Origin of the sequence: Actinotignum stranguriae (assembly GCF_051265215.1) — a bacterium.
Classification (GTDB): Bacteria; Actinomycetota; Actinomycetes; order Actinomycetales; family Actinomycetaceae; genus Actinotignum; species Actinotignum schaalii_C.
This window is the reverse complement of record NZ_JBOZCJ010000026.1, coordinates 1-25061: the sequence shown is the minus strand read 5'-3', so window position 1 is coordinate 25061 and position 25061 is coordinate 1. Positions and strand designations below refer to the sequence as shown.

At 57.7% G+C, this 25061-nt stretch carries 36 protein-coding genes and 1 tRNA gene; 29 read left to right on the top strand and 8 right to left on the bottom strand.

All coding sequences use genetic code 11. The annotated features are described in order from the left end of the window. Window positions 1-14 precede the first annotated feature (14 nt). The 5 genes from ACRQEG_RS08405 to ACRQEG_RS08385 form a co-directional block, all read right to left on the bottom strand. Window positions 15-1349 carry a hypothetical protein gene (locus ACRQEG_RS08405; protein WP_320757657.1) on the bottom strand — a complete coding sequence of 445 codons (1335 nt, stop codon included), beginning with the start codon at window positions 1347-1349 and terminating at the stop codon, window positions 15-17. Further along, a complete protein-coding gene (locus ACRQEG_RS08400; RefSeq protein WP_016442590.1) occupies window positions 1350-2324 on the bottom strand; it encodes an ABC transporter permease in 975 nt (324 codons plus the stop codon). Next, a complete protein-coding gene (locus ACRQEG_RS08395; protein WP_320757658.1) occupies window positions 2321-3811 on the bottom strand; it encodes a sugar ABC transporter ATP-binding protein in 1491 nt (496 codons plus the stop codon). Before ACRQEG_RS08395 ends, ACRQEG_RS08400 begins: the two co-directional genes overlap by 4 nt. Before the next feature lie 2 nt (window positions 3812-3813). Then, window positions 3814-4641 (bottom strand): ABC transporter substrate-binding protein, encoded by an 828-nt coding sequence (locus ACRQEG_RS08390; protein ID WP_320757699.1) that lies wholly within the window; start codon window positions 4639-4641, stop codon window positions 3814-3816. Between the two features lie 189 nt (window positions 4642-4830). After that, window positions 4831-5859, bottom strand: coding sequence for a LacI family DNA-binding transcriptional regulator (locus ACRQEG_RS08385; RefSeq protein ID WP_016442593.1), 1029 nt, complete (start codon window positions 5857-5859; stop codon window positions 4831-4833). A gap of 301 nt (window positions 5860-6160) precedes the next feature. Here ACRQEG_RS08385 and ACRQEG_RS08380 point away from each other — a divergent pair, with 301 nt between their 5' ends. From ACRQEG_RS08380 to ACRQEG_RS08365, 4 genes are all read left to right on the top strand, one after another. Continuing rightward, window positions 6161-7045 carry a methyltransferase domain-containing protein gene (locus ACRQEG_RS08380; RefSeq protein WP_320757700.1) on the top strand — a complete coding sequence of 295 codons (885 nt, stop codon included), beginning with the start codon at window positions 6161-6163 and terminating at the stop codon, window positions 7043-7045. Between the two features lie 11 nt (window positions 7046-7056). After that, entirely contained in the window at window positions 7057-7398 is a 342-nt protein-coding gene (locus ACRQEG_RS08375) for a cupin domain-containing protein (RefSeq protein WP_320757659.1), read from the top strand. Between the two features lie 9 nt (window positions 7399-7407). Further along, the gene (locus ACRQEG_RS08370) at window positions 7408-7713 is read left to right on the top strand and encodes a hypothetical protein (RefSeq protein WP_320757660.1); all 306 of its coding nucleotides are present in this window, start codon (window positions 7408-7410) and stop codon (window positions 7711-7713) included. 47 nt (window positions 7714-7760) lie between these two features. Further along, window positions 7761-7832: transfer RNA gene (locus ACRQEG_RS08365), tRNA-Asn, on the top strand. Here ACRQEG_RS08365 and ACRQEG_RS08360 read toward each other — a convergent pair. Beyond that, a complete protein-coding gene (locus ACRQEG_RS08360; protein ID WP_431308505.1) occupies window positions 7794-8126 on the bottom strand; it encodes a helix-turn-helix domain-containing protein in 333 nt (110 codons plus the stop codon). The two genes, ACRQEG_RS08365 and ACRQEG_RS08360, sit on opposite strands and share 39 nt — an antisense overlap. A 120-nt stretch (window positions 8127-8246) precedes the next feature. Between ACRQEG_RS08360 and ACRQEG_RS08355 the strand changes: the two genes are divergently transcribed. The 4 genes from ACRQEG_RS08355 (at window position 8247) to ACRQEG_RS08340 (ending at window position 9541) form a co-directional block, all read left to right on the top strand. Further along, window positions 8247-8480 carry a hypothetical protein gene (locus ACRQEG_RS08355; protein ID WP_284905810.1) on the top strand — a complete coding sequence of 78 codons (234 nt, stop codon included), beginning with the start codon at window positions 8247-8249 and terminating at the stop codon, window positions 8478-8480. Further along, a complete protein-coding gene (locus tag ACRQEG_RS08350) occupies window positions 8477-8767 on the top strand; it encodes a hypothetical protein (RefSeq protein ID WP_284905809.1) in 291 nt (96 codons plus the stop codon). The genes ACRQEG_RS08355 and ACRQEG_RS08350 overlap by 4 nt, the downstream gene beginning before the upstream one ends. 143 nt (window positions 8768-8910) lie before the next feature. Beyond that, a complete protein-coding gene (locus tag ACRQEG_RS08345; RefSeq protein WP_284905808.1) occupies window positions 8911-9153 on the top strand; it encodes a hypothetical protein in 243 nt (80 codons plus the stop codon). Beyond that, the gene (locus ACRQEG_RS08340) at window positions 9146-9541 is read left to right on the top strand and encodes a hypothetical protein (protein ID WP_284905806.1); all 396 of its coding nucleotides are present in this window, start codon (window positions 9146-9148) and stop codon (window positions 9539-9541) included. Before ACRQEG_RS08345 ends, ACRQEG_RS08340 begins: the two co-directional genes overlap by 8 nt. A gap of 137 nt (window positions 9542-9678) precedes the next feature. Here ACRQEG_RS08340 and ACRQEG_RS08335 read toward each other — a convergent pair whose 3' ends face one another. Beyond that, window positions 9679-10107, bottom strand: a complete 429-nt coding sequence (locus tag ACRQEG_RS08335; protein ID WP_284905803.1) for a hypothetical protein — start codon at window positions 10105-10107, stop codon at window positions 9679-9681. 31 nt (window positions 10108-10138) lie between these two features. On the opposite strand from ACRQEG_RS08335, the gene ACRQEG_RS08330 reads away from it, so the two are divergent. The 21 genes from ACRQEG_RS08330 to ACRQEG_RS08230 all read left to right on the top strand — a co-directional run bounded on the left by ACRQEG_RS08330 (window position 10139) and on the right by ACRQEG_RS08230 (window position 23982). After that, complete coding sequence (locus tag ACRQEG_RS08330; RefSeq protein WP_435733852.1) at window positions 10139-11086, top strand: hypothetical protein; 948 nt, start codon at window positions 10139-10141, stop codon at window positions 11084-11086. Then, entirely contained in the window at window positions 11083-11334 is a 252-nt protein-coding gene (locus ACRQEG_RS08325; RefSeq protein WP_284905800.1) for a hypothetical protein, read from the top strand. The genes ACRQEG_RS08330 and ACRQEG_RS08325 overlap by 4 nt, the downstream gene beginning before the upstream one ends. Further along, on the top strand, window positions 11331-11573 hold the full coding sequence (locus ACRQEG_RS08320; RefSeq protein WP_274735362.1) for a helix-turn-helix domain-containing protein: 243 nt from the start codon (window positions 11331-11333) through the stop codon (window positions 11571-11573). Before ACRQEG_RS08325 ends, ACRQEG_RS08320 begins: the two co-directional genes overlap by 4 nt. Then, the gene (locus tag ACRQEG_RS08315; RefSeq protein WP_284905798.1) at window positions 11566-11754 is read left to right on the top strand and encodes a hypothetical protein; all 189 of its coding nucleotides are present in this window, start codon (window positions 11566-11568) and stop codon (window positions 11752-11754) included. Before ACRQEG_RS08320 ends, ACRQEG_RS08315 begins: the two co-directional genes overlap by 8 nt. Continuing rightward, window positions 11747-12028 carry an HNH endonuclease gene (locus ACRQEG_RS08310; RefSeq protein WP_284905797.1) on the top strand — a complete coding sequence of 94 codons (282 nt, stop codon included), beginning with the start codon at window positions 11747-11749 and terminating at the stop codon, window positions 12026-12028. The genes ACRQEG_RS08315 and ACRQEG_RS08310 overlap by 8 nt, the downstream gene beginning before the upstream one ends. A 129-nt stretch (window positions 12029-12157) precedes the next feature. Then, the gene (locus ACRQEG_RS08305) at window positions 12158-12511 is read left to right on the top strand and encodes a hypothetical protein (RefSeq protein WP_284905795.1); all 354 of its coding nucleotides are present in this window, start codon (window positions 12158-12160) and stop codon (window positions 12509-12511) included. After that, the gene (locus ACRQEG_RS08300) at window positions 12501-13964 is read left to right on the top strand and encodes a terminase large subunit domain-containing protein (protein WP_284905794.1); all 1464 of its coding nucleotides are present in this window, start codon (window positions 12501-12503) and stop codon (window positions 13962-13964) included. Before ACRQEG_RS08305 ends, ACRQEG_RS08300 begins: the two co-directional genes overlap by 11 nt. Before the next feature lie 100 nt (window positions 13965-14064). Further along, window positions 14065-15186, top strand: a complete 1122-nt coding sequence (locus tag ACRQEG_RS08295) for a phage portal protein (protein ID WP_284905793.1) — start codon at window positions 14065-14067, stop codon at window positions 15184-15186. Continuing rightward, window positions 15170-16723, top strand: coding sequence for an HK97 family phage prohead protease (locus ACRQEG_RS08290; protein WP_284905791.1), 1554 nt, complete (start codon window positions 15170-15172; stop codon window positions 16721-16723). The genes ACRQEG_RS08295 and ACRQEG_RS08290 overlap by 17 nt, the downstream gene beginning before the upstream one ends. Next, a complete protein-coding gene (locus ACRQEG_RS08285; RefSeq protein ID WP_274735372.1) occupies window positions 16723-17031 on the top strand; it encodes a hypothetical protein in 309 nt (102 codons plus the stop codon). The genes ACRQEG_RS08290 and ACRQEG_RS08285 overlap by 1 nt, the downstream gene beginning before the upstream one ends. Continuing rightward, window positions 17028-17402 carry a hypothetical protein gene (locus ACRQEG_RS08280; protein WP_274735373.1) on the top strand — a complete coding sequence of 125 codons (375 nt, stop codon included), beginning with the start codon at window positions 17028-17030 and terminating at the stop codon, window positions 17400-17402. Before ACRQEG_RS08285 ends, ACRQEG_RS08280 begins: the two co-directional genes overlap by 4 nt. Before the next feature lie 2 nt (window positions 17403-17404). Further along, entirely contained in the window at window positions 17405-17818 is a 414-nt protein-coding gene (locus ACRQEG_RS08275; protein ID WP_274735374.1) for a hypothetical protein, read from the top strand. Window positions 17819-17820: 2 nt separating this feature from the next. Next, on the top strand, window positions 17821-18261 hold the full coding sequence (locus ACRQEG_RS08270) for a hypothetical protein (protein ID WP_284905790.1): 441 nt from the start codon (window positions 17821-17823) through the stop codon (window positions 18259-18261). 4 nt (window positions 18262-18265) lie between these two features. Next, a complete protein-coding gene (locus tag ACRQEG_RS08265; protein WP_274735376.1) occupies window positions 18266-18574 on the top strand; it encodes a hypothetical protein in 309 nt (102 codons plus the stop codon). Next, entirely contained in the window at window positions 18571-18732 is a 162-nt protein-coding gene (locus tag ACRQEG_RS08260) for a hypothetical protein (RefSeq protein WP_435733851.1), read from the top strand. Before ACRQEG_RS08265 ends, ACRQEG_RS08260 begins: the two co-directional genes overlap by 4 nt. A 51-nt stretch (window positions 18733-18783) precedes the next feature. Next, on the top strand, window positions 18784-20613 hold the full coding sequence (locus ACRQEG_RS08255) for a phage tail tape measure protein (RefSeq protein WP_284905788.1): 1830 nt from the start codon (window positions 18784-18786) through the stop codon (window positions 20611-20613). Window positions 20614-20616: 3 nt separating this feature from the next. Beyond that, window positions 20617-22170, top strand: a complete 1554-nt coding sequence (locus tag ACRQEG_RS08250; protein ID WP_435733850.1) for a hypothetical protein — start codon at window positions 20617-20619, stop codon at window positions 22168-22170. Next, window positions 22167-22493, top strand: a complete 327-nt coding sequence (locus tag ACRQEG_RS08245) for a hypothetical protein (RefSeq protein ID WP_284905785.1) — start codon at window positions 22167-22169, stop codon at window positions 22491-22493. Before ACRQEG_RS08250 ends, ACRQEG_RS08245 begins: the two co-directional genes overlap by 4 nt. Window positions 22494-22502: 9 nt before the next feature. After that, window positions 22503-23390, top strand: coding sequence for an N-acetylmuramoyl-L-alanine amidase (locus tag ACRQEG_RS08240; protein WP_284905784.1), 888 nt, complete (start codon window positions 22503-22505; stop codon window positions 23388-23390). Then, complete coding sequence (locus ACRQEG_RS08235) at window positions 23390-23674, top strand: hypothetical protein (RefSeq protein WP_284905782.1); 285 nt, start codon at window positions 23390-23392, stop codon at window positions 23672-23674. Before ACRQEG_RS08240 ends, ACRQEG_RS08235 begins: the two co-directional genes overlap by 1 nt. After that, a complete protein-coding gene (locus ACRQEG_RS08230; RefSeq protein WP_284905779.1) occupies window positions 23671-23982 on the top strand; it encodes a hypothetical protein in 312 nt (103 codons plus the stop codon). Before ACRQEG_RS08235 ends, ACRQEG_RS08230 begins: the two co-directional genes overlap by 4 nt. 62 nt (window positions 23983-24044) lie before the next feature. On the opposite strand, the gene ACRQEG_RS08225 is transcribed toward ACRQEG_RS08230, so the two are convergent. Further along, the gene (locus tag ACRQEG_RS08225) at window positions 24045-24839 is read right to left on the bottom strand and encodes a tyrosine-type recombinase/integrase (protein ID WP_431308504.1); all 795 of its coding nucleotides are present in this window, start codon (window positions 24837-24839) and stop codon (window positions 24045-24047) included. Window positions 24840-25061 lie beyond the last annotated feature (222 nt).

Below are 25061 nucleotides of genomic sequence, written 5' to 3'. Positions count from 1 at the left end.
GGGATTCTTTGGTCCTAAAGCACTTCCGGAGGAGTTGCTAACTGGTCGGCTATATCTTCCCAGTTAGATGCGAATTTGCCGTATGCCGTTTTGATATCGACACCCACAGGGAGCTCCGGGCATTCGTTTTCGAGGTTGGTACCCCAGTTTCCCCATCCCGACTGCTTGCGCTGTACGATCTGGAAGCCTCCCGATGGCTTCGAGGTATACCAGATCATTGCACGGCCGGTAGATGTGTCATATTCGACTGTCTTATTGGCAGCTCCGGGGAAGATAGTTTCGTGCTCCTCTTTCTGGACGTCGATAGGTTCAGAATCGACTCGCCAATCACGCAGCTCTGCATCAACAAATGATTTCTCGCGAACAATTGCCAGTCGGTCGCGGATTGTTTCGTCTGTTAAAGCCCCTTCGAAAGTCGAGAATAGGCGCCAGTACAAATCCCAATGAGCGTTCTCAATATCGTCGGTTAAGGCGGCCTTAAATTCTTCAAGTTTCTTGCGCTGAGGTAATGTGCTGTCAGAAATGGTCTGCTCTACCATGTCGGCCAGGTGCCCAGCATAAGGATCGCCGCTGCGATATCGGGATCCTCCGTAGCACGCAAACCGATCAAAGAGTAGTTTTCCTTGTCCGGCTTCGAATTCATCCCCAACGGTGATCTTGTTAGTTACAGAACGTCCGTTGATCACAGTTTGGAAATCATCTACGTGATAACGCCGGCTGAACCAAGGCGTCCTATAAGTGAAAGCCCACTCGATTGAGAAGTTTTTACCCCGGAGCTCTGGTAGGAGCCCGTCTGGTATCACACCTAGCATTCTGAAAGAAAGCAAGACTGGTCCGTCTTCAAGGATCTCAATCTTCACCTTTGTGTGTTCTGGCGGATTGATGAGTCCGTTTTCAGGAGTGAAGAACGGGCCGTAAAATCCACCAATCGCATTGTTTCCAGAGGGGAGGAGGTCAATACCCTCATCAAGGGTGCGGAAGTGTTTGAGCCCCCACTTTGAGGCACCAGTGCCCTCTGCGGTACCCGTGCACACATCAATATCGAAGTAGCCGGTATTAACGCGGGCCCATGAGTCAGCTTCAGTACCGGGTCCTTTTGTGATTCCTTCTCCGGATTCGACTGGTTCATCCAGTGTGAAACTTGCCTCGTCCTCAAAACTGAGTGTAGTGACAAATCTGGTGGCCTCTTGTGGAGCCGGCTGATCAGCCAATCGTTGGCAAAGGATCTGCTCCCCAGTATTGGTTCGTGCTAGCCACAAGGATTCTGTGAGCACTTGTGGTTCATCGAAGTAGATCGGCTCGAATGCACGCTTTCCTTCGATATTACTGATTACTTTATGGGTCTTCATCTACTTTCCTGCCTTGGTGCTCTTCTGTTTGAGGGAGTCAATGGCGACGGCGAGAATAATGACGACGCCCTTAATTAGTAGCTGGGTGAAGAATTGGACATTCATGAGAATCATGCCGGTTGAGAGCACTCCGAGAATGATCGCACCGATGAGGGTTCCGATGATCTTGCCCTTACCGCCGGCAAGAGATGTTCCACCTAGAACAACCGCGGCGATAGCATCAAGTTCGTATCCGGTACCAGCGGTCGGCTGCGCGGAAACAACGCGTGCGGCGAAAATGACTCCTGCAAGCCCTGAAAGCGCGCCTGCAATGACATAAACCGAGGTAAGTACCCGTTTGACGTTGATTCCAGCAAGGCGTGCCGCCTCGGGATTACCACCGACTGCGTAAACATGCCTACCGTACTTCGTTCGTTCGAGAATGAACCAGCAGATGATGTACACAATGATCATTACAATGACGGGAACTGGAATTCCAGCCATGTATCCGTTTCCAAGATCTCTGAAAGCCAGCTTGTTGTCCACGATGGGTTGGCCTCCGGTCAGCGTGTATCCGAGGCCGCGGAGGAATGTCATCATGCCGAGCGTCACGATAAAGGGCGCTAGGGCTAGATACGCCGATAGAGCACCGTTTACCCATCCCGCAACTGCACCGGCAAGAATGCCAGCGATTATCCCGATGATGGCTGGAGCACCGGAGATACAGGCCAGTACTGCGGTTACACCCGATACGGCAACGATTGATCCGACAGAGAGATCAATGCCGGCGGTAATAATAACGAAGGTCATACCTGCCGCAATGATCGCGTTAATTGAGATCGAACGGGCGATATTCATGAGATTGTTCATCGACATGAAGTTCGGGGCGATGAGCGCCATAATCACGACGAGAAGGACGAGGACCGCGAGAATCCCAACCTTATCCCACCACGCAGCGAAGTTCATTTTCCGTCGAGGTGCAGCTTCTATAGTCATGCTTGTTCCTTTGTTGCTCCGGTCGCGAGGCTCATGACCGATTCTTCTGTGGCATCTCGTGCATCGAGTTCTCCCACGACTTTTCCTTTTCGCATAACGATGATGCGATCAGACATTCCCAGGACTTCAGGGAGGTCAGAAGAAACCATGATGATGGTTTTGCCTTCTTTAGCAAGATCATTCATGATCTCGTAGATTTCCCTTTTCGCCCCGATGTCAACACCGCGCGTAGGTTCATCGAAAATCAAAAGATCGGCACCTGCCATGAGAGTGCGGCCGAGAAGTGCTTTTTGTTGGTTTCCTCCCGAAAGCGCTCTTACCGGAAGACTTGTGGAGGTCTTTCGAATATTGAGCACTTCCATGATCTGGCGAACTTTCTTTCGAATTGCGCCCCGCGCGAGCACGCCGAGTTTGGTGAAGTCGCTCAGAGAGGCAATCGAGATATTCGATGCCGTTGTGTGATCCATGAACAGACCTTGTTCCTTTCTGGATTCCGGCACCATGGCAATGCCAGATCCCAGGGCCTCCTTGGGGCTTTTAGGATGATAGCTTTTGCCTTTGAGTAGCAACGTGCCGCTACTCATGGGATCTGCTCCCATAAGTAGCCTGACGGTTTCCGAACGCCCAGCGCCGACCAATCCTGCAAATCCAAGAATTTGACCAGCCCGAGCTTTGAAGGAGACGTCATCAACCCCAGGAGCTTTGAGATCCTTTGCCTCAAGAACCACTTCGCCCGATGCACGGTCTGCATGTTCGTAGAGATCACCGATTTTTCTACCGACCATCATTCGCACGATTTCGTCAGGCGTTAATTCGGCTAGAAGCTGCGTTCCGACGGACGTTCCGTCCCGAAGAACGGACACCCTATCAGCTAACTTCCACACTTCTTCCATACGGTGAGTGATGTAGATAAGGCCGACGCCGTTTTGCTGCTGCTCTCGAATAATTCTGAAAAGATCCTCTGTTTCAGCTCGGGAAAGCGCGGCAGTGGGCTCGTCGAGAACGAGAATGCGGGCGTCCTCGGCAGCAGCACGAGCAATTTCGACCATCTGCTGCATACCGATGGAGAACGAGCCGAGAGGCCTGTTGACATCGATATCCACTCCAATGGCCGATAACTTAGCGCGTGCATCCGAACGCATCTTGTCACGGTCAAGAATTCCGTGTCTGAGTGGTTCGACGCCGAGGCAGAGGTTCTCGGCCACCGTCAGATTTGGGACGGTATTAATCTCTTGGTGGATGATTGCGATTCCGTGTTTACGTGCATCGTTAGGAGATGAGATATGGACTTCCTGACCGTCAACGAAGATCTTTCCGCTATCGGCAGCCAGGTTCCCCGCCAGAATTTTCATCAACGTTGACTTGCCAGCGCCGTTTTCTCCCATGAGGGCATGAATCTCTCCGGCGTTCAGATCAAAGGAAACTCCTCCAAGCGCTTGGGTAGCGCCGAATCTTTTCCTGATCCCTTCGAGCTTGAGAAGAGTCATTTCTACCATCCCGGGTATTCGTCTACCGCATCCCGGGTGATGATTTGCGAGGGGATGAGGATAGTGGTTTCCGTGAGTGATTCTCCGCGAGCAAGCTGCTGCCCAACCTCGATTGCTTTTTCGACCATCTTTGCGGGCTCTTGGGTGGCAGTGCCGACGAAGGGAGAACCAGCGGTTCGGAGTTCCTGGAGCCCTTCGGGAGAAGCGTCGATTCCTACCACCTTAATTTCATTTGTACGTCCAGCTTGCTGGACAGCAAGCGTCGCACCAAGGGCGGACGGGTCATTCATTCCAAAGATGCCCTGGACATCGCTGGCTGCAGTAAGCATGTCGGTAGTGACAGAGAGGCCGGTAGCGCGGTCATTTTGCGAGTTTTGGTGCCCGACTTCCTTAATGCCGGGGAAATTCTTCATAGCTTGATTGCAGCCCTTAATGCGATCCGTGATCGTCTGGATAGGTGTGCCATCAACAACCAAAATATTTCCCTTGCCACCCATCTGCTCGAATAAATAGGTACATGCAATTTCGCCGGCCTGAACGGCATCGGTCATAACAATGGCATCTGCGCCCTTCGCAGGAGTATCAACAGCTACAACGAAGATCCCTGCCTGTCGGGCGCGTTCGATGGCGGGTTGCAGGCCGGACTCGTCAACAGCGGAAACAACGATAAGGTCTACGCCTTGCTGAATGAATGTGTCAATCTGAGTATTCTGATTCGCCAGATCAAGTTTGGCGTCCTGGACGTTAAGAGTTGCGCCAATCTTCTCGGCTGCTTCCTTCGCTCCCTTATCCATGGCGGAGAAGAAGGGATTGGACATGTCCTGTACCATCAAGCCGATTTTCTCGATCTTGTCAGGTTTCGGCGCTTCTGTAGCGGAGTCGCCTGAAGTGCAACCCGAGAAAGTTGCGGCGAGCAGAATGCTTGTCGTGAAGGCGAGAGCCTTTTTTGCTGTTCTCATCGTTGAGATCTCCTTTTGGTTAGATAGGCCGGTTTGGCCCAATTTGGTTTTCTAATTCGTTTAGCAGCCGCAGGAGGCACGAATTCTGAGTTTGACGTTCACCTCCTCAGACTCCTGGTTGTGGTAACGGATAGCTCCCTGCGGATGCTCTTGCATGATGTGAATAAGTTTTAGAGCGGCTTTTGCGCCGATATCGCGAGAATCTTCGTCAATCAACGTCACTGGAGGATTGACGAAAGTTGACCAGGTAAATTCGTCAAAGGCGATTAAGGCGACCTGATCGGGAACCCGAAGGTCACATGCCTGGAGTGCGTGCATGGTCCCGAGGAGGAGAGGATTGTTACCGGCAATAATCGCGAGCTTCTCTACCTTCGTATTTCTGAGGTACTCCTCTAACACAACTGCGCTCGATTGTGAGTCATTAGCGCATTCGAGAATCGAGAAAGTTGCCCCGAATTTCTTGGCGGCGTTTTTCATGCCCTTAATTCGAGTTTGCCTTGTGGACCACCGCTCGGGATAGATCAATAAAAGCCACGTGTCGAGTCTGTGGTAGTTGAGATGCTCACCAATTTGATACGCTGCTTGTTCGTTATTTGAGGTTACAGATACCGAACCGGACGGCGCAGTCGGTCCTTGCGAGTCGACATAGACAATGGGGATTCCCCACTCGCAAAGTTTCTCGTGATTGTCTACGGATAAAGTAAGAGTACTGATAACTCCGGCTGCCCGCGATTGGATCGCTTCGGTGACAACCAAATCTTCAGTTTTCTGATCAAATCGGCCTTCAGGAGCAAGATCGGCTGTGCGTACTCCATGGGAAGATGTGCGCAACATTTCATGAACGCCATCAAGCATATCGACGTAGTAAGCATTGGATGTTGATGCAGTCATCACGACGATTGGGCCGGGAGTTTCGCGGCGCAGGGCGCGTGCTGTCTGGTTGGGGATGTAGTTGAGCGTTTTAGCCGCTTCCAATACTCGGGTTTTGGTCGATTGAGTTACGGGGGCTTTGCCGGAAAACGTATTGGAGACAGTCCAAATAGACACACCGGCGGCCCGAGCCACATCTTTAAGAGTTGCCGGTTTCATCAGGGTCTCCTTTGTCCCAATTGGTTGCGTTGAGGTCAAGCTATGCCACCTAAACGTTTAGGGCAAGGGTGTGTGTTTACCCAAGTTGATGTGGGGTACGCCACGAGGATTTGTATTGTGAGTATTTCAAGATGCTTACCCTCAACAGTTTTGTATTTATTAGCATCGGGTGATTTGGTGGCTAAGACAATGGGTGGATTTCTAGTGGTAATTATTCGCCTTTATGAGTCGCACGGTTCGCATCAAGTAGTTGTGGGGTGCTCTTTTCTCACCATGCTCGCGGGATTAAGGTGAATCCATGATTGATGACAATGCTCCACTTCCGCAATCTGATCGTCCCACCGCTACCGCCGCCGGGCACTGGGTGCTCGCCCGTGCCGGGAAGCGGGTATTGCGCCCCGGCGGTTTGCATTTGACGAAAGCCATGCTCGAGCACGCCCAGCTGGCCAGCGCAGACGTGGTGGAATTCGCCCCCGGCCTGGGCCGAACCGCGGAACTCATTATCGCCCAGCCCATTCACTCCTACACCGGAGTGGATCAAGACAAGAATGCGGTAACCCGCGTCAAGGGGATCGTCGAAAAAGTGGGCGGCGTCGTCGTTAATTCCACCGCGCAGAAATCTGGACTCCCCGATGCCAGTGCCGATGTGGTCGTGGGCGAAGCGATGCTCACCATGCAAGGTGCCAGCTCGAAAGCCGCGATTGTGGGTGAGGCCTTCCGGCTGCTGCGCCCGGGCGGACGCTACGCCATCCACGAGCTCAGCCTCACCCCGGATAACATCGATCCGGCCATTGCCGATACTCTGCGCAAGGGCCTGGCCCAGACGATTCGCGTCAACGCACGCCCGCTCACCCAGGCCGAATGGCGCCAGGTACTTACCGATGCCGGTTTCGAGGTGGAATGGGTGGGGGATGCCCCCATGGCACTGCTGTCTCTGCGCCGGAATCTGGCCGACGAAGGCCTGCGCGGGGTAGCACGGATCATCCGCAATGTACTGCGCGATAAAGAGCTGCGGGCGCGAGTGCTGGCCATGCGTGCTCTCTTCCGCAAGTACCGCCACCACCTGGCCGGCGTGGCCATGGTGGCTCGCAAGCCCACCGAATCCGCCAGCGCTACCGAATCCGCTGGTGCTGCTGGCGCTGCTGAGGCCCCCGGCTCTACTGAATCAGCTACAACCTCTAACTGAAAGGACGACCGATGAGTGACAATACCCCGCAGCTTTCCTACCTGGAAGACCTTGGCGCCACGGTGGATTATGCCGCTGCCTCGACCGTTTCCACCACCGCGATGCGCGCTGAAGGTGTGAATGTGGTGGTTTTCTCCTTCGATACCGGGGAAGAACTTTCTGAGCATACCGCCGCAGTTCCCGTACTCATCCAGGTGCTGGAAGGGGAGGTGGAGATGCATACCGAGGGTCGAACGGTGCACCTGCGCCCGGGTGGCCTCGTGCACCTACCCACCCGCCTCCCGCACGCTGTGCGTGCCCTGGCTCCCACCAAGATGGTGCTGTTCATGCTCACCGGGCAGAGCGTGGGCTAGAGTAGCCCCATGTCAACACCCGAGAAACCGGATCTACCAGAGAAGTTCGAGCTGCCGGAACAGCCGGAACAACCGGAGACGCAGGTAGAACCCGTTCCCCTTGATGCCGCCCAGGCGGAGGAGATTCAGCGCATAGCGCGCCGGCGGATGATCGCCGCCGCGATTGTGGGAGTCATTCTGCTGATTATCATGTTCTTCGCCGGTCGCGCCCTGCGCCAGCACCTGAGTGCACCCTCGACCGGAGCGGGCGAATCGGTGACTGTGATAGTGACGGGCGGCGCTTACGGTCTGGAGTGGCAGAGCGCACACCTCTGAAGTTGCTTCGTGTCCCGCCATTGACTATTATCTTTTCTGTTGCAAATTCCCGCATAGCTCAATGGCAGAGCATTCGACTGTTAATCGAACGGTTGCTGGTTCGAGTCCAGCTGCGGGAGCGAACGAACGGCGGTGAGCGTAGGCTTGCCGCCGTTTCCGTAATCCGGCGAAGGCTGGCAAAGCTCCCAAGGAGTAGTGCCTAGGAACGCAGCGACGCGCGCCACATCGTCAATAGGCCACGCCCGCCCGCCACGCCAGCGCAGGGATACGGTGGCTTGCTGTATGCCTATTGCGCGGGCGATACTGCTCTGAGTTTCACCACGCCGCGCGGCAAGTGCGCGGATATTCTCGGCAATGATCGCGTTGAAATCGTAAACCGGCGTATGGTCTCTATAGTCAATTGCGGTACTCATATAAATGAGTGTAGCAGATTATAACGCTACGTAAACATATAACGCCGTACGTTATGTTATATAACTCACAAACTGCCGCAAATGCATTGATAATATTACGCGGCGTTATAATCTATGTGCATGGATACTTTTACCAGTGCTCTGGCAGCAGCTATTAGCGATTATCAAAAAGCCTGCAATATCTCTACCGATGTGATGGCGCATCGCCTGGGATTGACTCACGGCACCCTTTACGCGAAGCGTGCAGGATACCGCCCCTGGAAGGTGAAGGAGCTTACCGAGCTTTCCCGTATGGGGGTGGAAGTGCCGCCCCTGGATGGCGATATCCGCACTATAGGGGAGCGGGCAGCATGATCACCCCGGAGATTAAACAGCAGATCGAGGAAAGCTTGAAGCGCGTCGCCCGCGCATCCCGCGCCGGTGGCCGCAATTGCCGCAAGCGCGTGGTAATCCGCCGTGAGCGCGACCGGCTCATCCAGCTTTTCGACCACACACCCCGCCCGGCGCGGCCCGATGATAAGCAGGAAATTGAGCGGCGCGCGCAGTCTTTGGCCCGCTCTCTTTATCTCTCTCGTCAAGCGCTGCGCCGCGCTAAAGAAATCGATGCAGCACGGCGCAACGCTGACGAAGCTAACAGCTAGCCGTCTTTGCGAAGCAACGCTGTTTTAAGCGTTGTATTCAACTCTTGCAGCTCTAAAAAGATAGCCGTCAAAATCTCCTCGACGCTATCCGGGCTGGTATTCGAATCGTCCATAATCTCACCTCCTCACAGAAAGAAAGCCTAATGAATGAGAGCGAAGCCCGCGCATCCCGCGCCGGTGGCCGCAACTGCCGCAAGCGCGTGGTAATCCGCCGTGAGCGCGACCGGATCATCCAGCTAATTGAAACCGCGGCCGTAGATGCGAGCACCGCCTCGGCATCACCCGCCTTAAGCATTGCCATAGATCAGCTTAGAGAAGCAAGAGATAAAAGCCGGGAAAACGGCGACGAACTCATCAAGATCTTGAAAGGCCTGCGCCATGAATGAGAATGAAGCCCGCGCAGCACACCCTACCGCGCCCGCCGCGCGTGTCCGGCTCTCTGATGGTGATATCGATTGTGCGCTGTACAAGATGGAAAATCTCGATATTGAAATCTGCTTGCGAATCGGTAACGCGCGCGATTACTACACGGATTCTAAAGACCCGGAGAAAATAACCGAATTCCTGCTACTCGACGCGGTAGCAGAGCTAGACGCGCTGCGCGACCGCGCCGAAAAACTTTACGTAGTTTGCTGCGCGGTGCGTAGTGAGTTGAAGATGCGCATCAAAGCAGAGCACGAAAAGACCGAAGTGAATATATCGCAAGTTATTAAGGGCCTGCTCGCAAACGCGGACAAGCTCGACGACAAAGACCAAGCCGGAGCGGGGGAGTGATGGATTACCAGCCTATGAGCGATGCGCAAATCGAAGCGCAAGCCCGCAAGCGTCTTGCTTGTAAAGAAGATGAGCACCGCATTAGATGCAAAATGGCAGAGCTGGAAAAAGCCCGCCACGAATCCAAGACTGAAGAGTCAGTCACCCTTGACGACTTCCGGCGCCGCCTCGCTGCTCACAAGCTCGCTATCCGGAATCATCGCCGACAACTCATCAAGCAGGGAATCCCTAGCGTCAGCATCCATAAGGGTGAAATCCCGAAGATCGTCAAGCCAAATAACACCGTTACAGCAGCGATAGAAGAAGAGTGCCCACATTCCAGCCGCGTCCACAAGGCTAGCGAAACCGGGAATGTCAGTAACGGGTGTGTCATAGAAGAACTCTACGGGTGTACCCGGCGTGATGATAGCGCTATGCCAGACACTCGGCCCCTTAGTGAACTCGCGTGTGATGAGAATCTGATCTGTCAAGTCGAACATGAGGAATATGACGCGCTCAAGCATAAGGGTGGCCTCGTCATTGAGGTCACCATACGGGCGCATGTTGATAATGGCATCGCTGGGCATAGCTCTAATTGTAGGGGTAAGGCGGTGTCTCATGGCTAGGATTCCTACAGCTCACGCGGAGACCCGCGCCCTGCTCACCTCCCTTGCCCGTCGTGGATGGGGAGAGCTACGCGATGAGAAGAAAGGCACACGCTGCGTGCTTGAAGCTCTCGTCAAGCTCTTGCCATATAAGAGCGGGCAAGGCGCCGTAACACAATTCCAGCTACACCAGGCAACCGGCTATAGCCGGAGGTGGATTAGCGTCTGTCTCCAGCGCCTTGAAGCCATGGGGATTATCACTTATGCGCGCGGTGGCGTGATGAATGGGAAGAAGCATCCCGGCTTTATCCGCATCATTAAGAAAAAGCTCGTGGAGCTGATCAAAGGCGCACGCCGCCGCCATGACGACGACACACGCGCACACAACGCCCGCACGGATGCCGCCATCGCCGAAAGCCGCTCCAATGGCCAGTACCTCGTCAGTGTGCCCGTAATCAGAGATCCGGAGAAAGAAAAAGATGAGGTGCCCGCATCGGATACGCCCTTATGGGAAGTAGATGCCCCTCTCCTCACCTCTAGGGAGGGAGTGCTCCTACCGGAGCACACTCACCCTCATATTGAAGAAGGAGCCGGGCTAGCGCCCGGCACTCACTCCCAAAGTCTGTTAGCTAACCGCGCCACGCCCTCGACAGGGCAAGCTACCCGCCCGGCGCGGTTAGCTAACCTGCCACTCCAGCCCAAGCAAAAGCGGACTTTATCGAAAGAAGAGCAATACCGCCGCGCTAACGCCATCCTCATGCGTGAAGCTGCGATAAATGCGCGCGAAGCGGTGAGCAGGGAGGGAGTGACGCCGCCGCCCGCCCCTGCATCGGAAACGAATAATTATGCACAATACGCGGCTAACGCAATGGCAAAGATAAGGGCACAGCTCACCGCGCATCTGAGTCCTGCGCAGCGCAGGGCGCGGGAAATGATGCGTGAAAGGAAAGAGAAGAAATGATGATTACCGATGCTGACCGGGCACGCGCCCGCACCTCGCATAAATCCGGTGAGATGTGGACGCCCCGCGGCCGGGCTATCCAGACCAGCGCCGCACTCATACGCGCAAGCCTGGGAGGGATTGAAGCCGCCGCCGCTAGCATCACGGCTACCGAAGCTCGCGCAAGTTGCTATGAGAGCGTGGCCGCTATCCGGCTCCACCTCGGCTCAATCCTTGAAGATGCTCAAGCATTGGAGCTAGCACTATGAGTGATAGCCCGCTGAAAAGCATCTACCCGTTAGTGGCTAGCGCTTGCGTGCGCCGCTATATGAAAGAAAACGGCGTGAGCGTAGACCGGCTCGCGCGTGAAGTAGGACTCACCCGCGGCACGTTCTACCACCGGCTGCAAGGTAACCGGCCTTGGCGTGTGGAAGAGCTAGACGCCCTCGCCAGCTTTGGGGTGCCATTCCCTGCCCTCGGATTGAAGAAAGGAAAGCCCAATGAATAACCGCTACCGGGTAGTGTGGCCTGTGATCATGGCCTATCTCTTCACCCTCGCCGCCCTCGCCGTGACCGTGTTCGCCCCGCTCGTGCCAGTGCGCGCCCTAGCCTGCGCCATGGCAGTAGGCACCGCCCTCATGCTCGGTGTGTATATCGGTAGCAGGGAGGGAGGTGGCCGGCGTGATTAGGGGCAGGAAGATACGCAAGACCGCCCTCGCGCTGGTTTCTATCTACGGTGACCGCTGCGCGAAGTGTGGGCAGCGCATCGACCTCACACTGCGCCACCCCGCACCCGGTAGCCTGAGCATCGGTCACCAGCTCCCCCGTGCCCGTGGTGGTAGCGATGCGATAGAGAACCTGCGCCCGGAGCATCTGCATTGCAATACCGCGGCCGGCGCCAGAATCACACGCGCCCCGCGCCAGCCGGACGTGACGCCCGGCTACTTTGGCCCGGCAGAATGACGCCGTTTTTCTGAACGTTCAACCACGGGAACTCGCGCCCCCTCCCTCCATTTTTCCCCAAACGCTGGGGAAAACGGCGGGAAACCGGGCAAAGGTAAGCGATTCGTAGAAAAAAATTAGGAAAAGGAAATGAACCAAGCGCAGCTATTCGCCATGCCTGAGCCAGCCACCCCCGCCGGGCCTAATGAAGCCGCGGTAGATGCCCTATGCGAAGAACTCGAGGGGCAAGGCCTGCTAACCGGCAAGTGGCGCGCCCTCTCTGTGTCGCTGCGCTCCACCGCTAAAGCCGTAGATACCGGCATCCAGCAGTCCAAGATCAGCGTAGCCACTTCAAAGCTAATGGCGCTCTTGCAGGAGGGCTTGCAGGCGATGCCGGAGCCACGCGCGAAAACCTCAGATGCATATGACACGCTCGCATCTGTTATTGATCTGATGACCCGGGAAGCGATCACCGGGGAAAAGCAGGGCGAAAATGCCGAATGAGAATCGCCCCGGGTGGCCGAAGTACGCCACCGCCCGCAATCCCGCCCGGCCTACCCTCGGCCCGCTCGTTGCAAAGATCGATGAGATCATCACCGGGGATAAATTCATGCCGTGGCAGCGATGGGTTACTGATGTGGCCTGGGAGCTTGACCCGGAGCACCCCGGGGAGCTGTATTACACCGAGGGCGATATTACCGTGCCGCGGCAGGCGGGTAAATCGAAGCTCCTCGAAGCATGGCACCGCGCCGGCGCCGTCATGTTCAATGGGTGGCAGTCGTATATGACCGCGCAGACCGGCAAAGACGCGGGCAAGCGATGGCGTTCCCTCGTTGATGGGCTTGATCTTGCGAAAGGTAATCGCGGGCTGGATTGGAAAATCTTGCGCGGCAAAGGGCAAGAAAGCGCGGAATATCTGCCGCAAGGCTCGCGTATAATGCCATTCCCACCAACCGACGACGCCCTGCACGGCGACCACAATAACCTAGTAAGCATTGATGAGATGTGGGCCTTTTCAATTGATGAGGGCATCGCGTTAGAGACCGCGGCAAAGCCCGGATTCCTGACCGTCCCGCTGATCATGCTCGTTAGGTGCTCCACTATGGGCACCGCAAATAGCGCTTATATGAATCAAGCGCTCGAGCTAGGACGCCGCGCCGTCAAAGACCCGCAAGCGCGCCGGTTCTATTTTGAGTGGAGCGCGCCGGATGAGATCGCCGCGGCTGACCCCTACTCTGATGAGGCCCTCGCATTCCACCCGGCTATAGGGCATACGCAAACCGCCCGCCGCATTCGAGACCTCGGCCGGGGAATGCCCGTAGGCGAATGGCGCCGCTCATTCCTCAACCTGCTAACACAATCGAAAGAGACGGTTATTGACCTCGCGGCGTTTGATGCGCGGCGATGGAATTACGACCCGGATACCGCACCCGAGGAGCGCTATAAACCCGCCGCGCCGAATGATATCGTACTGGCTTTCGATATCGCCCCCGGTGGCACCTCGGCGACGATTTACGCCGGCTGGCTCGACCCCGCCGGGTTCATGCCCTGCGTGGAGCAGGTAGCAACCGCGCCCGGCACGGAATGGCTAACCGGCGCCCTGCGCAACCTCGCCCGCCGGGGATACCGCCGCATCCTCACCGATGACAGCGGCCCTAACCGCACCATTTTGCAAGATCTGCCCGACCTCGAGATGCCTATCACCACGCTTTCATTTAAGGAATACGCCACCGCGTGCCAGAGCTTGCTAGATCGCATCCGCTCCGGTGAGATCGAGCATGACGGGGCACCGGCCCTTATTGAAGCCATCGAAAACGCCGCGCTGAAAGACACATCCTCGGCGCTCTCTTTCGACCCCAAAAAGAGCGCGGGAGCTATTGACGCGCTGCGGGCGATGGCTATCGCGCAGGACGGCGCCGCCCGTTTCTTGAAAGAATCGCCGTTTGTGCTCGTGTAGCGTAGCGTTCTATTTTCTAGCGCTACGCTAGAAAACCACCCGCGCGCCCGGAGATGCGTTCATGATGGTGGCCATGAAACACGCGGCATTACTTTCAAGGATGGGCATTCTCACCCGCTCCACCACCGAGCCGGAAACCCATACCGGCCCGGTGGTGCCCGCCCGCCCCGCCGCCCCGCTCTACAGCGATGCGCGCGGCCTGGTGGCCGTGTATCGCGCTCTGCAAATCCTCGAAACCTCAGCCCGGCAGCTCACCATCGATGTATGGCGCGGTGGCCGCCGGCTCGACCGCGCGCAGCGGGCTAGTTTCCTCAACCGCCCCGACCTCGCGCTACTTTCATTCGGGGCATTTACGGCCGAAACGGTCTCGAGCATGGCGCAGCGCGGTAATGCCTATTGGCTGATCAAGCGCGCCGGGTATGAAATCGTAGATGTAACCATCCTTGACCCGCTGCATGTGGGAGTGGCCGCGAATGACCGCGGCATCCCGGCGTATTCGTATAAGGGGAAGCCGGTGCCGCTCTCCGATATCCGGCACCTCCGGCTAACGCACACACCCGGCGAACTGTTAGGGCTGTCGCCCTTGCAGGCGTGCATGGCCACCGTCCAAGGCGCGCTAGCGACACAGCATTACGCGGATAACTGGACGACGGCCGGGGGAGTGCCTACCGGTATCCTCACCACTGATCAGCCTATTACGGCGCAGCAAGCAAAGGATTATAAGCAACACGCTAATAAAACTTTGCAATATGAATCCGGTATTGCCGTCATGGGCAACGGTCTCAAGTATTCGCCGTTGAAGCTGACCCCCGCGGAGCTGCAATTCATCGAATCGCGCCGCGAAGATGTGGTACAGGTGGCGCGGATGTTCGGGATTCCGGCGCGGCTCATGCTTGCCACCATCGAGGGAGGAGCGCAAACCTACGCGAATCTCGAGAGCGAAAATCAGCAATTCGTGCGCCAAACCCTCATGACGTATCTCGCGGAGATCGAGGACGCTTTGACTGATCTCGCACCTGCCGGGCAGACGGTGCGCTTCAACCTTGACGGCTTCCTCCGGCCGGATACTCTCACCCGCTACCAAGCGCACGAAATCGCCCTGCGCGCGGGATTCCTCACGCCGGCCGAAGTCCGAGAGATCGAGGGGCTAGACCCGCTCGAAGAAACCCCCGCGCCTGTTGAAATTGAAGAAAAGGATTCCGAGAATGTCGAAGCCGAATAATCCGATTACCGGCCTGCAATACCGCGAAACACCCGCCGCGGCGCCGGAAGTCACCGAGGAACGCACTTTCACCGCGCTAGCTGTGCCATGGGAAACTGAAACCGAGCTATGGCCGGGAATCTCCGAGAAATTCCAGCGCGGCGCACTCACCGGCGAAGCCGTGAAGCTCCGGCTCGAGCACCGCGAAACAATCGGCGTAGTAACTGCGCTCGAGGATACCGAGGCGGGCCTTATGATCACAGGCCGCATTAGCCATACCCGCGCGGGGGATGATGCTTATACCCTCGCAAAAGACGGCGCACTTAGCGCCGTGTCTGTGGGCTTTGAGCCGCACGAATACGCCATTACCGAGCGCGACGACGACACGCTATATACACATACCCGCGCGCAATTATTGGAAGTGTCCCTCGTGAGCTTTCCGGCTTATGAGGACGCCAAAGTTAGTGAAGTAAGAAACCGAAAGGAAACCCCCGCAATGGATACAACCGAGAACACTGAGGTGGTGGAGCTGCGCGCAGGTCTCGAAGAGCTGCGCCGCACCCTCGAAACTGTCCGAGACAACACCGCCGGAGGTACGGCCGCGCCGGCCTGCGCTTTCCGCTCAGCCGGCGAATATATTAAGGCCGCGGCGAATGGTGACCCGCGCGCCCTCGAGCTACGCGAAGCCACAGAAACCGCCGTACTAGCGGATACCGCGCAGAAGCCGGTATGGGTGAATAAAACGCTCCGGCTCATGGAAGCGAAGCAGAAGATTACTAACATCTTCACGCACTCGTACACCTTGCCCGCGGCCGGTATGAGCTATGAGTACCCGGAAATTGCCACGAATACGGTTAAGGTCAGTGAACAGGCGAATGAGACGGACGATCTGCCGTTCGGTAAGATCACGCTCGAAACCGCATCGGCTGCGGTCAAGACTTACGGCGGCTGGAGCGAAGTCTCTAAGCAGGTGGTGCAGCGTGCAAGCGTGAATTACCTCGATGCCCTGCACCGCGCGCAGGCCATCGCCTACGCGAATGAGATCGAGCGCGCAACCCGCATCCTCGTCACCGAAACGATCAAGACCAATCTCACCACGACGCCGGTGGAAGCCGCTACCACCGCGGCCGCACTCACCGTGAACGGGCTTATTGATCTCTTGCTGGCTCTCACTGATCATTTTGATAATAAAGTGATCTTCCCGCTCGAGGGCATCGCCGTGTCGCCGGACGTATTCGGGATTCTTGCGAAATTGCCGGAGCAGCGCAAGGCGCTCCAATTCACGCCGGCCCCGGATTCCAAGCAAGGCACCCTATCCGTAACCGCGGCATCTGCGAATCTTGCCGGCCTGCCCGTGGTCTCCCTCGGCTCCGGTACCGGCATTTTCGCCGGTTACTCGAGCGCCGCTATTGAGGTGCTGGAATCGCCCGGCGCACCGCTCCGGCTCAATGACCAAAACATCCGCAACCTCACCGAGCAGTACTCGGTCTACGGTTACGCCGCGCATTCCGCTCCGGCCCCGGCCGCACTCGTGCCGGTCAAGTTCAAGGCCGCGTAATGAGCGCGCTAAGGGAGCGGCTGCGTGAGCATCTGAAGCTACCGGCCGGGAATAACGCGGAGCTAGATGCGCTCCTCGAGCAAGGCACCGCGCTCGTAGATCAGCTGATCGGCTCGGCTAGCGTGCCGGATGTGATTCGGGAAGCCGCGATCTTGACCGCCGCGCGGGAGCTAGAAACCCGCGTTAAATCGCCCGGTGGTATTTTCGCGGCATTCGGCGACCAAGACGGCGCTATCCGGCTCGCCCGCGACCCGCTCGGCCCCGTCCGGCCCTTGCTCGCCCCATATCTGCCGGGAGGATTCGCATGAATCCACTCAACCGATACGCCGCGCACTTAGTGGATGCCCTCGCAGTAACCGGCTATACAGTGCGCGCTGATCAGCCCGAGATCATCCACGGAAAGCATATTTTGCTGGAAGCCCCGAGCTATACGCCCGGCGAAACATTCGGCAGCTTGAAAGCCGAATACAAGGCGCTGTGTATCCTCGAAGCCCGGGACGCCGCCGGCGCGGTAGCCGAAGCGAACGCTCTTGTGTGGGAGGTCTACGCGGCGCTGATCAACAGCGAAGCCGGATACCTCACCCGCGCGGGGAGTCTCTACAACCTGCGCGATGGCTCCGGCAATATTTTCGCCGCCCTAGATATCACCATTGAAAACGAAATCACAGAAAGAGACTAATCATGGGTTCGACTCGCATTAAAGGTAATGCCCTGATTCTTGAGATCGACGGGACGGAATACCGCGGCGATCTCACCGAATACCACATTAAGAATGAAGAAAAAGATAGCGACGTAACCACATTCGAGGACGCCGCGCAGGGTAACACCCGCAAGTACATCCTCGAAGCGGGCTTTGTCCAGTCCACGGCGTCGCAATCGCTTTGGCGTAAGCTCTGGGATAACGCCGGCCGGAAGAACGTGCCTTATAAGATCGCCCCGCACGGCAATAAAACCGCTACCGCTGATCAGCCGCATTTTACCGGCACGCTCACCCTGCCCGCACCCGGCGAACTCGGCGGGGAAGCCGGCCCCGGCGAATTCACCACTAGCGCTGAATTCGAGCTTGACGGCAAGCCGAAACTCGTGACCGCCTAGTCATGGAATCAAAGAGTATTGATCTTGATATCCGCTCCGGCCCGATGCGTCTCAAGGTCATGGGGTATCGCGATCTCATGCGCGCTCTCTCCAAGAGCGGCGCAGACACCGAGGACATGCGCGACCTCGTGCATGATCTCGGTGAGATCGTGGCCCGGGACGCGCGCCGCCGCGCTAAAAATAGCGCGGTGGCCGCTACCATCCGAGCCGGCCGCGGCAAAACCAAAGCAGTAGTACGCGCCGGCCGGAAGCGCGTACCTTACGCCGGCGTGCAGGAATACGGCACCGACGGCCGCGGCCGGTCTTTCAAGAAGCACGGCTACCCCCGCATGAGCTACATGCGCCCCGCACTCAAAGCCACACAACCCCAAGTGTATGACCGGCTAGTGCGCGGCTTGCGTGATCTCCTCGAGGCGAATCGCCTAGAAGTGAAAGGAAACTAACCCTATGGCTATCATCATGGATAATATTACTATCGCTGAATTCGATCTGATGGAGCGCGCCCTCGGCCGGCCTATCGGCGAAGAATCGGAGGAGTCCGGCAAAGCGGATTATGTGGCCGCTATTACCATCATCGCCGCGCATCGCCTGGGTAAAGAGCTTTCCCTCGAGGAAGCCCGCGGCCTATCCATGCCGCAAGCTCAAGCAATCCAGCAAGCCGGAGCCAAAGCCAAAGCAGAAACCCGCACCCCCGCGGCCGTCGCTGATCTCCTCGAAGCCATCGGCTACACCGAGGAGGGCGAAGCGGGGGAATGATGCGCGCCCGCGCAGACAAACGCCTGCGCGAAATGGCGCAACTCGCATTAGAAGCACACATCACCCCGCGCGATTACTGGGCACTGACTATCCATGAGCGCGCGGCAATCGTAAGGGAGCAGCGCGCCCGCGTGAATCGCGCGCGCCGCCGCCACTAAGCAAGCAAGGGAGGGCAAGCGATGGCCGGAAACGTCGTAACCATCTCGGTATTGGCAAATACGGGACAGGCGCGTAAAGAGCTGGAAAAATTCGGTAAAACCACCGGCAGTTTCTCCGGCATCCGCAAAGAAATCGACACCCTCGGTAATTCCCTTTCCTCGATGGCGAAGAAAATCGGCGCGCTCGGCGGAGCATGGGCCGCCTATGGCATCAAAGCCGCTAGCGACCTCGAGCAGAGCACCGGCACCATTGATGATATCTTCAAAGACCACGCCGCGACCGTCCATAAGCTCGCTGATGAAGCCGCCACCGCCGTAGGGCTATCGGCGAATTCTTATAATGAGCTGGCCGCGATCATCGCCACACAGCTTAAAAACGGCGGCACCTCCGTGGATGAGCTTGCCGGCAAGACTGACAATCTCATCCGTTTAGGTGCTGATCTTGCCGCGGGATTCGGTGGCTCTACCGCTGACGCCGTGAACGCGCTCTCCTCAGCTCTCAAGGGTGAGCGTGACCCTATCGAGCGCTACGGCGTTTCGCTCCGGCAGGTGGATATCGATGCACGCGCCGCGGCGCTCGGATTCCAGAAGCTCGGCGGCAGCTTTGACGCTCAAGCGCAGCAAGCCGCCACGCTCTCGCTGATCATGGACCAAACCGCGGACATGACCGGCAAATTCGGCCGCGAAACCGACACCGTAGCGCACCAAACCGAGGTAGCGAAAGCGAATTTTGAGAATCTGAGCGCGGAGCTAGGCGAAAAGCTCCTGCCCTATATCAATGAGCTAGTGACCTGGCTCAACGGCAACCTGCTACCCGGCTTGAAGAAAGCGAAGCCCTATTTGATTGCTTTAGCTGCGGTGGCCGCGCCTATCATGGCCGGCGCCATCGCATTCAAAGTAGCTACCGCGGCGCTCAATGCATGGAAAGTGGCCGTAGCGCTTGCCACGGCCGCGCAATGGCTCTGGAACGCCGCCATGAGCGCTAACCCCCTCACCTGGATTACTCTTGCGATCATTGCGCTGGTGGCCGGGATTATCTTGCTCTGGCAGCGCTGCGAGGGATTCCGCAACGCGGTGGCCGTCATCTGGGAGAACATTAAGAGCGCTATAGATAGTGTGGTGCAATGGTTCACGGTCACGGTGCCCGAATGGATTAGCAACGCAATTGAGACGGTCAAGACATTCTTTAGCGACTTGTGGACGAAGGTCCAAGAGATATGGGACGGAATCAAGCAAACCATTAACGATGTCATCGAATGGATTAAGACGGCGCCGGGGGAAGCAGCAGATCAAGCCGCCGAATGGCTCTCCAACGCATTCCAAACCGCGAAAGACTGGGTAGTCGAAAAGCTCACCGCCCTGAAAGATGGAGCAGTCGAAAAATTCAATGACCTCGTGGACTGGGTGACCGGCCTGCCGGATAAAATCCTCGGCGCCCTCGGCGACCTCGGCAGCTTGCTGTGGGATGCGGGCCGGGCAATCCTGCAAGGCCTGCTAGATGGGCTTCAATCGATGTGGGAGGGTGTTAAGGGATTCTTTAGCGGCCTAACCGATTGGATTCCCGATTGGAAAGGCCCCGCCCCGCGCGACGCGAAGCTCCTCACCGAGAATGGCCGGCTGATCATGCGGGGATTCTTGCGCGGCCTGGAATCTAGCTACGGGGCAGTGGAGAAATCCCTCAAGGGCTTTACGGGTGACCTGCCCGGCATGGTGGAAGCAAAAGCCGGCATGAGCTTATCCCTTGAGCCTACCGCCGCCGGCCCCGCCCCTACCGGCGTGACCTATATCATCAATGTTTCTGCTTTGGCGCCTAGCGCGGAGATAGGGCAGCGCGTCGTCGCCGCGATCAAAGAATACGAAACTACCGCCGGAAGGAGGTAACCCGTGAGTGCTTTGTTAGATCATGAGATCGTGCGCGGCGCCTACCTGAGCATGGATGGGCAGCTGATGCTGCAAGAGCCTAGCGCGGAAATCCACCTCGACCCGCTACCGGCCGGCGATACCTGGCAGATCAAGATCGACCCTTATATCGTGCCGCCCGCCGGCGCCCGCGTCGGCGTACAGGGTGCCGTGCATCCTTTCACCAGCCCCCGCGCGCAAACTTTCACGCTTGACCCGCTCTTGCCCGTGGTGGTGCGTTTCGAGGGATGGCGCGCTTATGCCCGCTTCAAAATCACCATTATCACCGATTCCGACGCCCTCGGCCCGGGCCGCGCCGCTCTCATGGCTTATCTGCCGCGCCGGGATTACGTGAGCGCGATTCTCGGCAAGGCTATCCTCGGTAGCTTCACCCTGCCTGACCCGGAGCGCGTCAAGCCGTGGTTCATCCTCGGAATATCCCGGGTAGGCTACGGCACATTATCGGCTGCGCCGGAGCGCAGCGCCTGGTATGAAATCCAAGGCGCCGCCACCTCAATCACCACCACCCGCGGCGTCACCTACACCGGCGTGAGCGGGCAAGCGATGCTAGGCACCCTCGAAGCCCGGATTATAAACAGCCTTGACCCGCGGGCTAGCGGTCTGATCAAAGGAACCCCGCTCCGGCTGATCGATCGCGCAACCCGCGCCGCGATCTTCACCGGCCGGCTCGAGAAAACAATCTCCACCCCCGAGCCGCGCGGCGGCTACACCCTCACCCTGACCGCACATGACGCCGTAGCCATTACCGGCGCTAAAACCAAATGGCAGGAAACCCGAGCAAAGCCGGTCACGTGGCAGGCGGGATTCCGGCAGCTCCTCGAGCAGCTCCACCTACCCGCCGGCTACAAGATCACAGGCGCCGCCACCCGCCCGAAGCTCGGTGACATGGTGAAAGAAAGCCCTTATACCACGTGGCTCGACATTTTCGCCGCCACTTGTGGTGTCACCTGGTATGTGGATGCGCGCGGCGTCTTGCGCGTGGTAGATGCACCGCCCGCCACCTTACGCGGCGAAATCGTATTCACGAAGCCGGAAACTAGCCTGCCCGCGATTACACCTACCAGCGCGGCCGCGCAGATCGACACCTCGACGATCTACACGGGGATAACGGCGACGAATAACGCCGCGGAGCGCGGGGAAGATGGCCGCTTTCAAGGCACCACTACCACGCTGCGCACCGATTCGGCGACCCTCTCCGGAGCTTATGGCACGAATACGGCGCAGATCGAAACGTGCGCCGCGTCCATCCCGGAGCTTTCCGAGCATCTGCGCGGCCTGATGCGCTCATATCAGCCAGAGCAAGCCCTCACCAGCGTAGAAGCTACCCCCTGGAATGATGACGCCGGGCAGCGCGATAACGCCGCATTATCGCGCCTGCTCGCCCTCGAAATCCTCGACGCCTTGACGGCGAACTACCGCGGGACGCGCGCGGTCACTCATATCACGGGGATACGACACGAAATAACGCCTAAGCGGTGGCACACCGCCCTAACGCTCAAAGAATGGAGGAGCGCATGATCACGCCTTTTAAAGATGGCGAATTACTCACCGCGCAGCGCCTAAATGATGCTTTCGCCACTATGCCGGAAATGGAGGTAGGCAGCTATCAATACGCGAACGCCACGCTATCCAGCGGGCAAAAGGCGGGCTGGTACCCGCAAACTTTTACCCGCTCGCATGACCGCGCCCCGGATATCGTGATCATCTCACCGATGACTGACCCGGGAGTTAGCGGAGCGGCCGCGGATTACAGCGCTAGTGGCTTCAAATTCTGCCTACGCAACACCACCAATGGGAGCTTTTACGCCCCCTGGGTGAAATGGCTCGCAATCTGGCTATAAGAAAGGAAAATGATGGCGCTCTGCCCTTTCGCTCATCACGCGATCTATTACGAAGCCGGCCGCGAACACACCCCCGTTCGCATGACTCTACATACGGCGTGGCCTGGCCCGGCTCATGGCCCGCTCTACCACGGCGCCCCCGCCCCTAACGGCACCTACGCACACTTTTACATTGATGCGGACGGCACGCTCTACCAAACCGCGGACACCGCGCAGGCAGCGCGCGCTGATCTCGAGGGCAATTACGGCACCATCTCGGTGGAAACCTGGGACGGCGCCCGCGAACAACCCTTGAACGCCGCGCAGCTAGCCACCGCCCGCCGCTTGTGGGCATGGGTGCGCGATACTCATGAGAGCGTGCCGAATCGCATCGCCTCGGTAGCATCTACCGCCGGCCTGGCCTGGCACCGCCTTGGATGTGAAGGCAATTTTGGCGCTTTCAATCCCGAAGATATGGCCACCTGGAGCGCTGAACAGACCGGGGAGCGCTGGAGCGGTGCATACGGCAAAATCTGCCCCGGTACCCCGAAAATTTATCAAATTCCCGCTATCTTTGCGGGCGAAGAACAAGGAGATGAAGATATGCCTACTGCGCAGGAAATCGCTAACGCGCTTATGGATATGCCTATCGAGCGGCGCGGCCCTCACTCAAGCGGACACACCACGCTACGCGCAACAATTGCGTGGCTCGATGAGAATCTGAATAACATTCCCGGGAATACCCGGGATGCGGTGATGAATATGAAGCTCACGCGCAAGGGTAATCAGCGCGGGGAAACCACCCCCGGCGCAACAGTCGCTTGGCTCGACGAGAATTTTGCAAAGGTTAAGGAAGAGATCGCGGCGCTTGGCGCGAAGATCGCGAAGCTCGAAGAAAATGAAAAGGAGTGCGCCTAATGGAAACCGCCCTCACGCTAGCATCGGTGCCCGCTATCCTCGCCCTCGTCAATCTGCTAAAGAGCATTGGCCTTGCGGGGAAGTGGAGCGCGGCCGCGGCCGTCGCCCTCGCCGTGGTCTTGAATCTCGCCGCCTATCTGCTTGCTGATAGCGGGGCATGGCAGGCGATTAGCTCCGGCATCCTGCTCGGTCTTGCCGCCGCCGGCCTATATGACATCACGCCCGGCCCGCGCCCGGTGCCCGGTGGCCGTCACGCCCTCGAGGAGGGAAGCACCCGCGCATGAGCGAATTTATTGCAATCCTCGGCGGCGGTGCCGGTATCGCCGCTATCCTCGCCGCTTTGCCGCCGCTGATGCGCAGCTTTAGATCGATGAAATCCGATCTAGCTACCGCGGCCGCGGAGCTTAGCCCGAATCACGGGGGGAGCATGAAAGACGGCGTGACCGCGACCCGGCAGGAAGTAGAAGTAGTGAGTAAGAAGCTAGATCTCCTCATCGACACTAGCAATAAGGCGCATGAGCTGATCATTGACCATTTGCACGCTAATGATAGGGATATCGCGGATATTAAGAAGCGAATGAAATCCGAGTAGCGAAATATAAGCAATAGCCCGCGTAACGCCGCCCGTGTCACGCGGGCTATTGCTGCGCCCTTTCATGCAGCGGCCCGCGCCACCTCACGAAGCCGCCGAAGATCATTAGCCACATAACGCTGCGTCGTCTTTGTGCTCGCATGTCCAAGGAGCTGTGAAACGCTCAAAAGGTCATGTGTTTCGCTCCAGCACCTGGTAGCGAATCGATGGCGTAGGGAATGCATAGACCACCCCGCCGGCAAGGCCCGTGCTACCAGTTTGCCTACGTAATCGGCGCTGAGGTGTGCGCCGCGCTCTGATGGAAAGGCGTAGCCGCCGCTCCTCATGCACATAACGCGAATCTCACGGGCTAGGCCCTCGCTTAGCGGGATGATCCTATCTTTACCGCCTTTGCCATGAGCGCACAATAACGGCCCGTACGTGTCTTGGCTTAAGTCCTGTATATGTACCTGCGCTACCTCGGCGCGTCTCATGCCTAGCTCGCCGGCTAGCCGGAGCATAAGCCGCACCCGCGGCTGTGATGCCTTAAGCGCCACCGAGTAGGCGTTCTCCGGCGTAGGATGCGGGCAGGGTGGTGTCTCTCCAATCTCCGGCAACCCGCGCGCCGGGTTATCTGCGCGCCGCCCGCTCTCATAACACCACTGATAAAAGAGCACTAGCGCGGTTCGCGCGCTGCGTGCCGTCGCCTTACTCCACCCGGGATTAGCAAGCCATGCCACTAGCTCGTCATGAGTAACCGCCAGTAAATCCGCGTGCGCAGCGATGCGCCGGAGGTAGTAGAGCCGTAGCCGGATTGTATTAGGGGAGCGCCGCGCGGCTTTAAGCTGCTCCTCGAAGCTCTCTAGCAAATCGTTCATTACGATATTCTGCAATATCAATAACCACAGCCGCCCCGCTAGTAACATCTGTAACGGCGTCGCCCGCGCTCTGTTCCTCGTTTATACTGGGTACCGCTCGTAATTCTCGCCTGTAATCGAACGGTTGCTGGTTCGAGTCCAGCTGCGGCCTATAGGACACTTGGTGTTGGTTTTATCCGGACTTTTCGGCTTGCTAGCGGGCTAAAGTCGGGTTCAAACTCG

Excerpts from the sequence above, each read along its gene's own strand:
- ACRQEG_RS08405 (WP_320757657.1), bottom strand. The coding sequence starts at position 1,349 with ATGAAGACCCATAAAGTAATCAGTAATATCGAAGGAAAGCGTGCATTC.
- ACRQEG_RS08400 (WP_016442590.1), bottom strand. The coding sequence starts at position 2,324 with ATGACTATAGAAGCTGCACCTCGACGGAAAATGAACTTCGCTGCGTGG.
- ACRQEG_RS08395 (WP_320757658.1), bottom strand. The coding sequence starts at position 3,811 with ATGACTCTTCTCAAGCTCGAAGGGATCAGGAAAAGATTCGGCGCTACC.
- ACRQEG_RS08390 (WP_320757699.1), bottom strand. The coding sequence starts at position 4,641 with ATGGTACAGGACATGTCCAATCCCTTCTTCTCCGCCATGGATAAGGGA.
- ACRQEG_RS08385 (WP_016442593.1), bottom strand. The coding sequence starts at position 5,859 with ATGAAACCGGCAACTCTTAAAGATGTGGCTCGGGCCGCCGGTGTGTCT.
- ACRQEG_RS08375 (WP_320757659.1), top strand. The coding sequence starts at position 7,057 with ATGAGTGACAATACCCCGCAGCTTTCCTACCTGGAAGACCTTGGCGCC.
- ACRQEG_RS08370 (WP_320757660.1), top strand. The coding sequence starts at position 7,408 with ATGTCAACACCCGAGAAACCGGATCTACCAGAGAAGTTCGAGCTGCCG.
- ACRQEG_RS08360 (WP_431308505.1), bottom strand. The coding sequence starts at position 8,126 with ATGAGTACCGCAATTGACTATAGAGACCATACGCCGGTTTACGATTTC.
- ACRQEG_RS08355 (WP_284905810.1), top strand. The coding sequence starts at position 8,247 with ATGGATACTTTTACCAGTGCTCTGGCAGCAGCTATTAGCGATTATCAA.
- ACRQEG_RS08350 (WP_284905809.1), top strand. The coding sequence starts at position 8,477 with ATGATCACCCCGGAGATTAAACAGCAGATCGAGGAAAGCTTGAAGCGC.
- ACRQEG_RS08345 (WP_284905808.1), top strand. The coding sequence starts at position 8,911 with ATGAATGAGAGCGAAGCCCGCGCATCCCGCGCCGGTGGCCGCAACTGC.
- ACRQEG_RS08340 (WP_284905806.1), top strand. The coding sequence starts at position 9,146 with ATGAATGAGAATGAAGCCCGCGCAGCACACCCTACCGCGCCCGCCGCG.
- ACRQEG_RS08335 (WP_284905803.1), bottom strand. The coding sequence starts at position 10,107 with ATGCCCAGCGATGCCATTATCAACATGCGCCCGTATGGTGACCTCAAT.
- ACRQEG_RS08330 (WP_435733852.1), top strand. The coding sequence starts at position 10,139 with ATGGCTAGGATTCCTACAGCTCACGCGGAGACCCGCGCCCTGCTCACC.
- ACRQEG_RS08325 (WP_284905800.1), top strand. The coding sequence starts at position 11,083 with ATGATGATTACCGATGCTGACCGGGCACGCGCCCGCACCTCGCATAAA.
- ACRQEG_RS08320 (WP_274735362.1), top strand. The coding sequence starts at position 11,331 with ATGAGTGATAGCCCGCTGAAAAGCATCTACCCGTTAGTGGCTAGCGCT.
- ACRQEG_RS08315 (WP_284905798.1), top strand. The coding sequence starts at position 11,566 with ATGAATAACCGCTACCGGGTAGTGTGGCCTGTGATCATGGCCTATCTC.
- ACRQEG_RS08305 (WP_284905795.1), top strand. The coding sequence starts at position 12,158 with ATGAACCAAGCGCAGCTATTCGCCATGCCTGAGCCAGCCACCCCCGCC.
- ACRQEG_RS08300 (WP_284905794.1), top strand. The coding sequence starts at position 12,501 with ATGCCGAATGAGAATCGCCCCGGGTGGCCGAAGTACGCCACCGCCCGC.
- ACRQEG_RS08295 (WP_284905793.1), top strand. The coding sequence starts at position 14,065 with ATGGGCATTCTCACCCGCTCCACCACCGAGCCGGAAACCCATACCGGC.
- ACRQEG_RS08290 (WP_284905791.1), top strand. The coding sequence starts at position 15,170 with ATGTCGAAGCCGAATAATCCGATTACCGGCCTGCAATACCGCGAAACA.
- ACRQEG_RS08285 (WP_274735372.1), top strand. The coding sequence starts at position 16,723 with ATGAGCGCGCTAAGGGAGCGGCTGCGTGAGCATCTGAAGCTACCGGCC.
- ACRQEG_RS08280 (WP_274735373.1), top strand. The coding sequence starts at position 17,028 with ATGAATCCACTCAACCGATACGCCGCGCACTTAGTGGATGCCCTCGCA.
- ACRQEG_RS08275 (WP_274735374.1), top strand. The coding sequence starts at position 17,405 with ATGGGTTCGACTCGCATTAAAGGTAATGCCCTGATTCTTGAGATCGAC.
- ACRQEG_RS08270 (WP_284905790.1), top strand. The coding sequence starts at position 17,821 with ATGGAATCAAAGAGTATTGATCTTGATATCCGCTCCGGCCCGATGCGT.
- ACRQEG_RS08265 (WP_274735376.1), top strand. The coding sequence starts at position 18,266 with ATGGCTATCATCATGGATAATATTACTATCGCTGAATTCGATCTGATG.
- ACRQEG_RS08260 (WP_435733851.1), top strand. The coding sequence starts at position 18,571 with ATGATGCGCGCCCGCGCAGACAAACGCCTGCGCGAAATGGCGCAACTC.
- ACRQEG_RS08245 (WP_284905785.1), top strand. The coding sequence starts at position 22,167 with ATGATCACGCCTTTTAAAGATGGCGAATTACTCACCGCGCAGCGCCTA.
- ACRQEG_RS08240 (WP_284905784.1), top strand. The coding sequence starts at position 22,503 with ATGATGGCGCTCTGCCCTTTCGCTCATCACGCGATCTATTACGAAGCC.
- ACRQEG_RS08235 (WP_284905782.1), top strand. The coding sequence starts at position 23,390 with ATGGAAACCGCCCTCACGCTAGCATCGGTGCCCGCTATCCTCGCCCTC.
- ACRQEG_RS08230 (WP_284905779.1), top strand. The coding sequence starts at position 23,671 with ATGAGCGAATTTATTGCAATCCTCGGCGGCGGTGCCGGTATCGCCGCT.
- ACRQEG_RS08225 (WP_431308504.1), bottom strand. The coding sequence starts at position 24,839 with ATGAACGATTTGCTAGAGAGCTTCGAGGAGCAGCTTAAAGCCGCGCGG.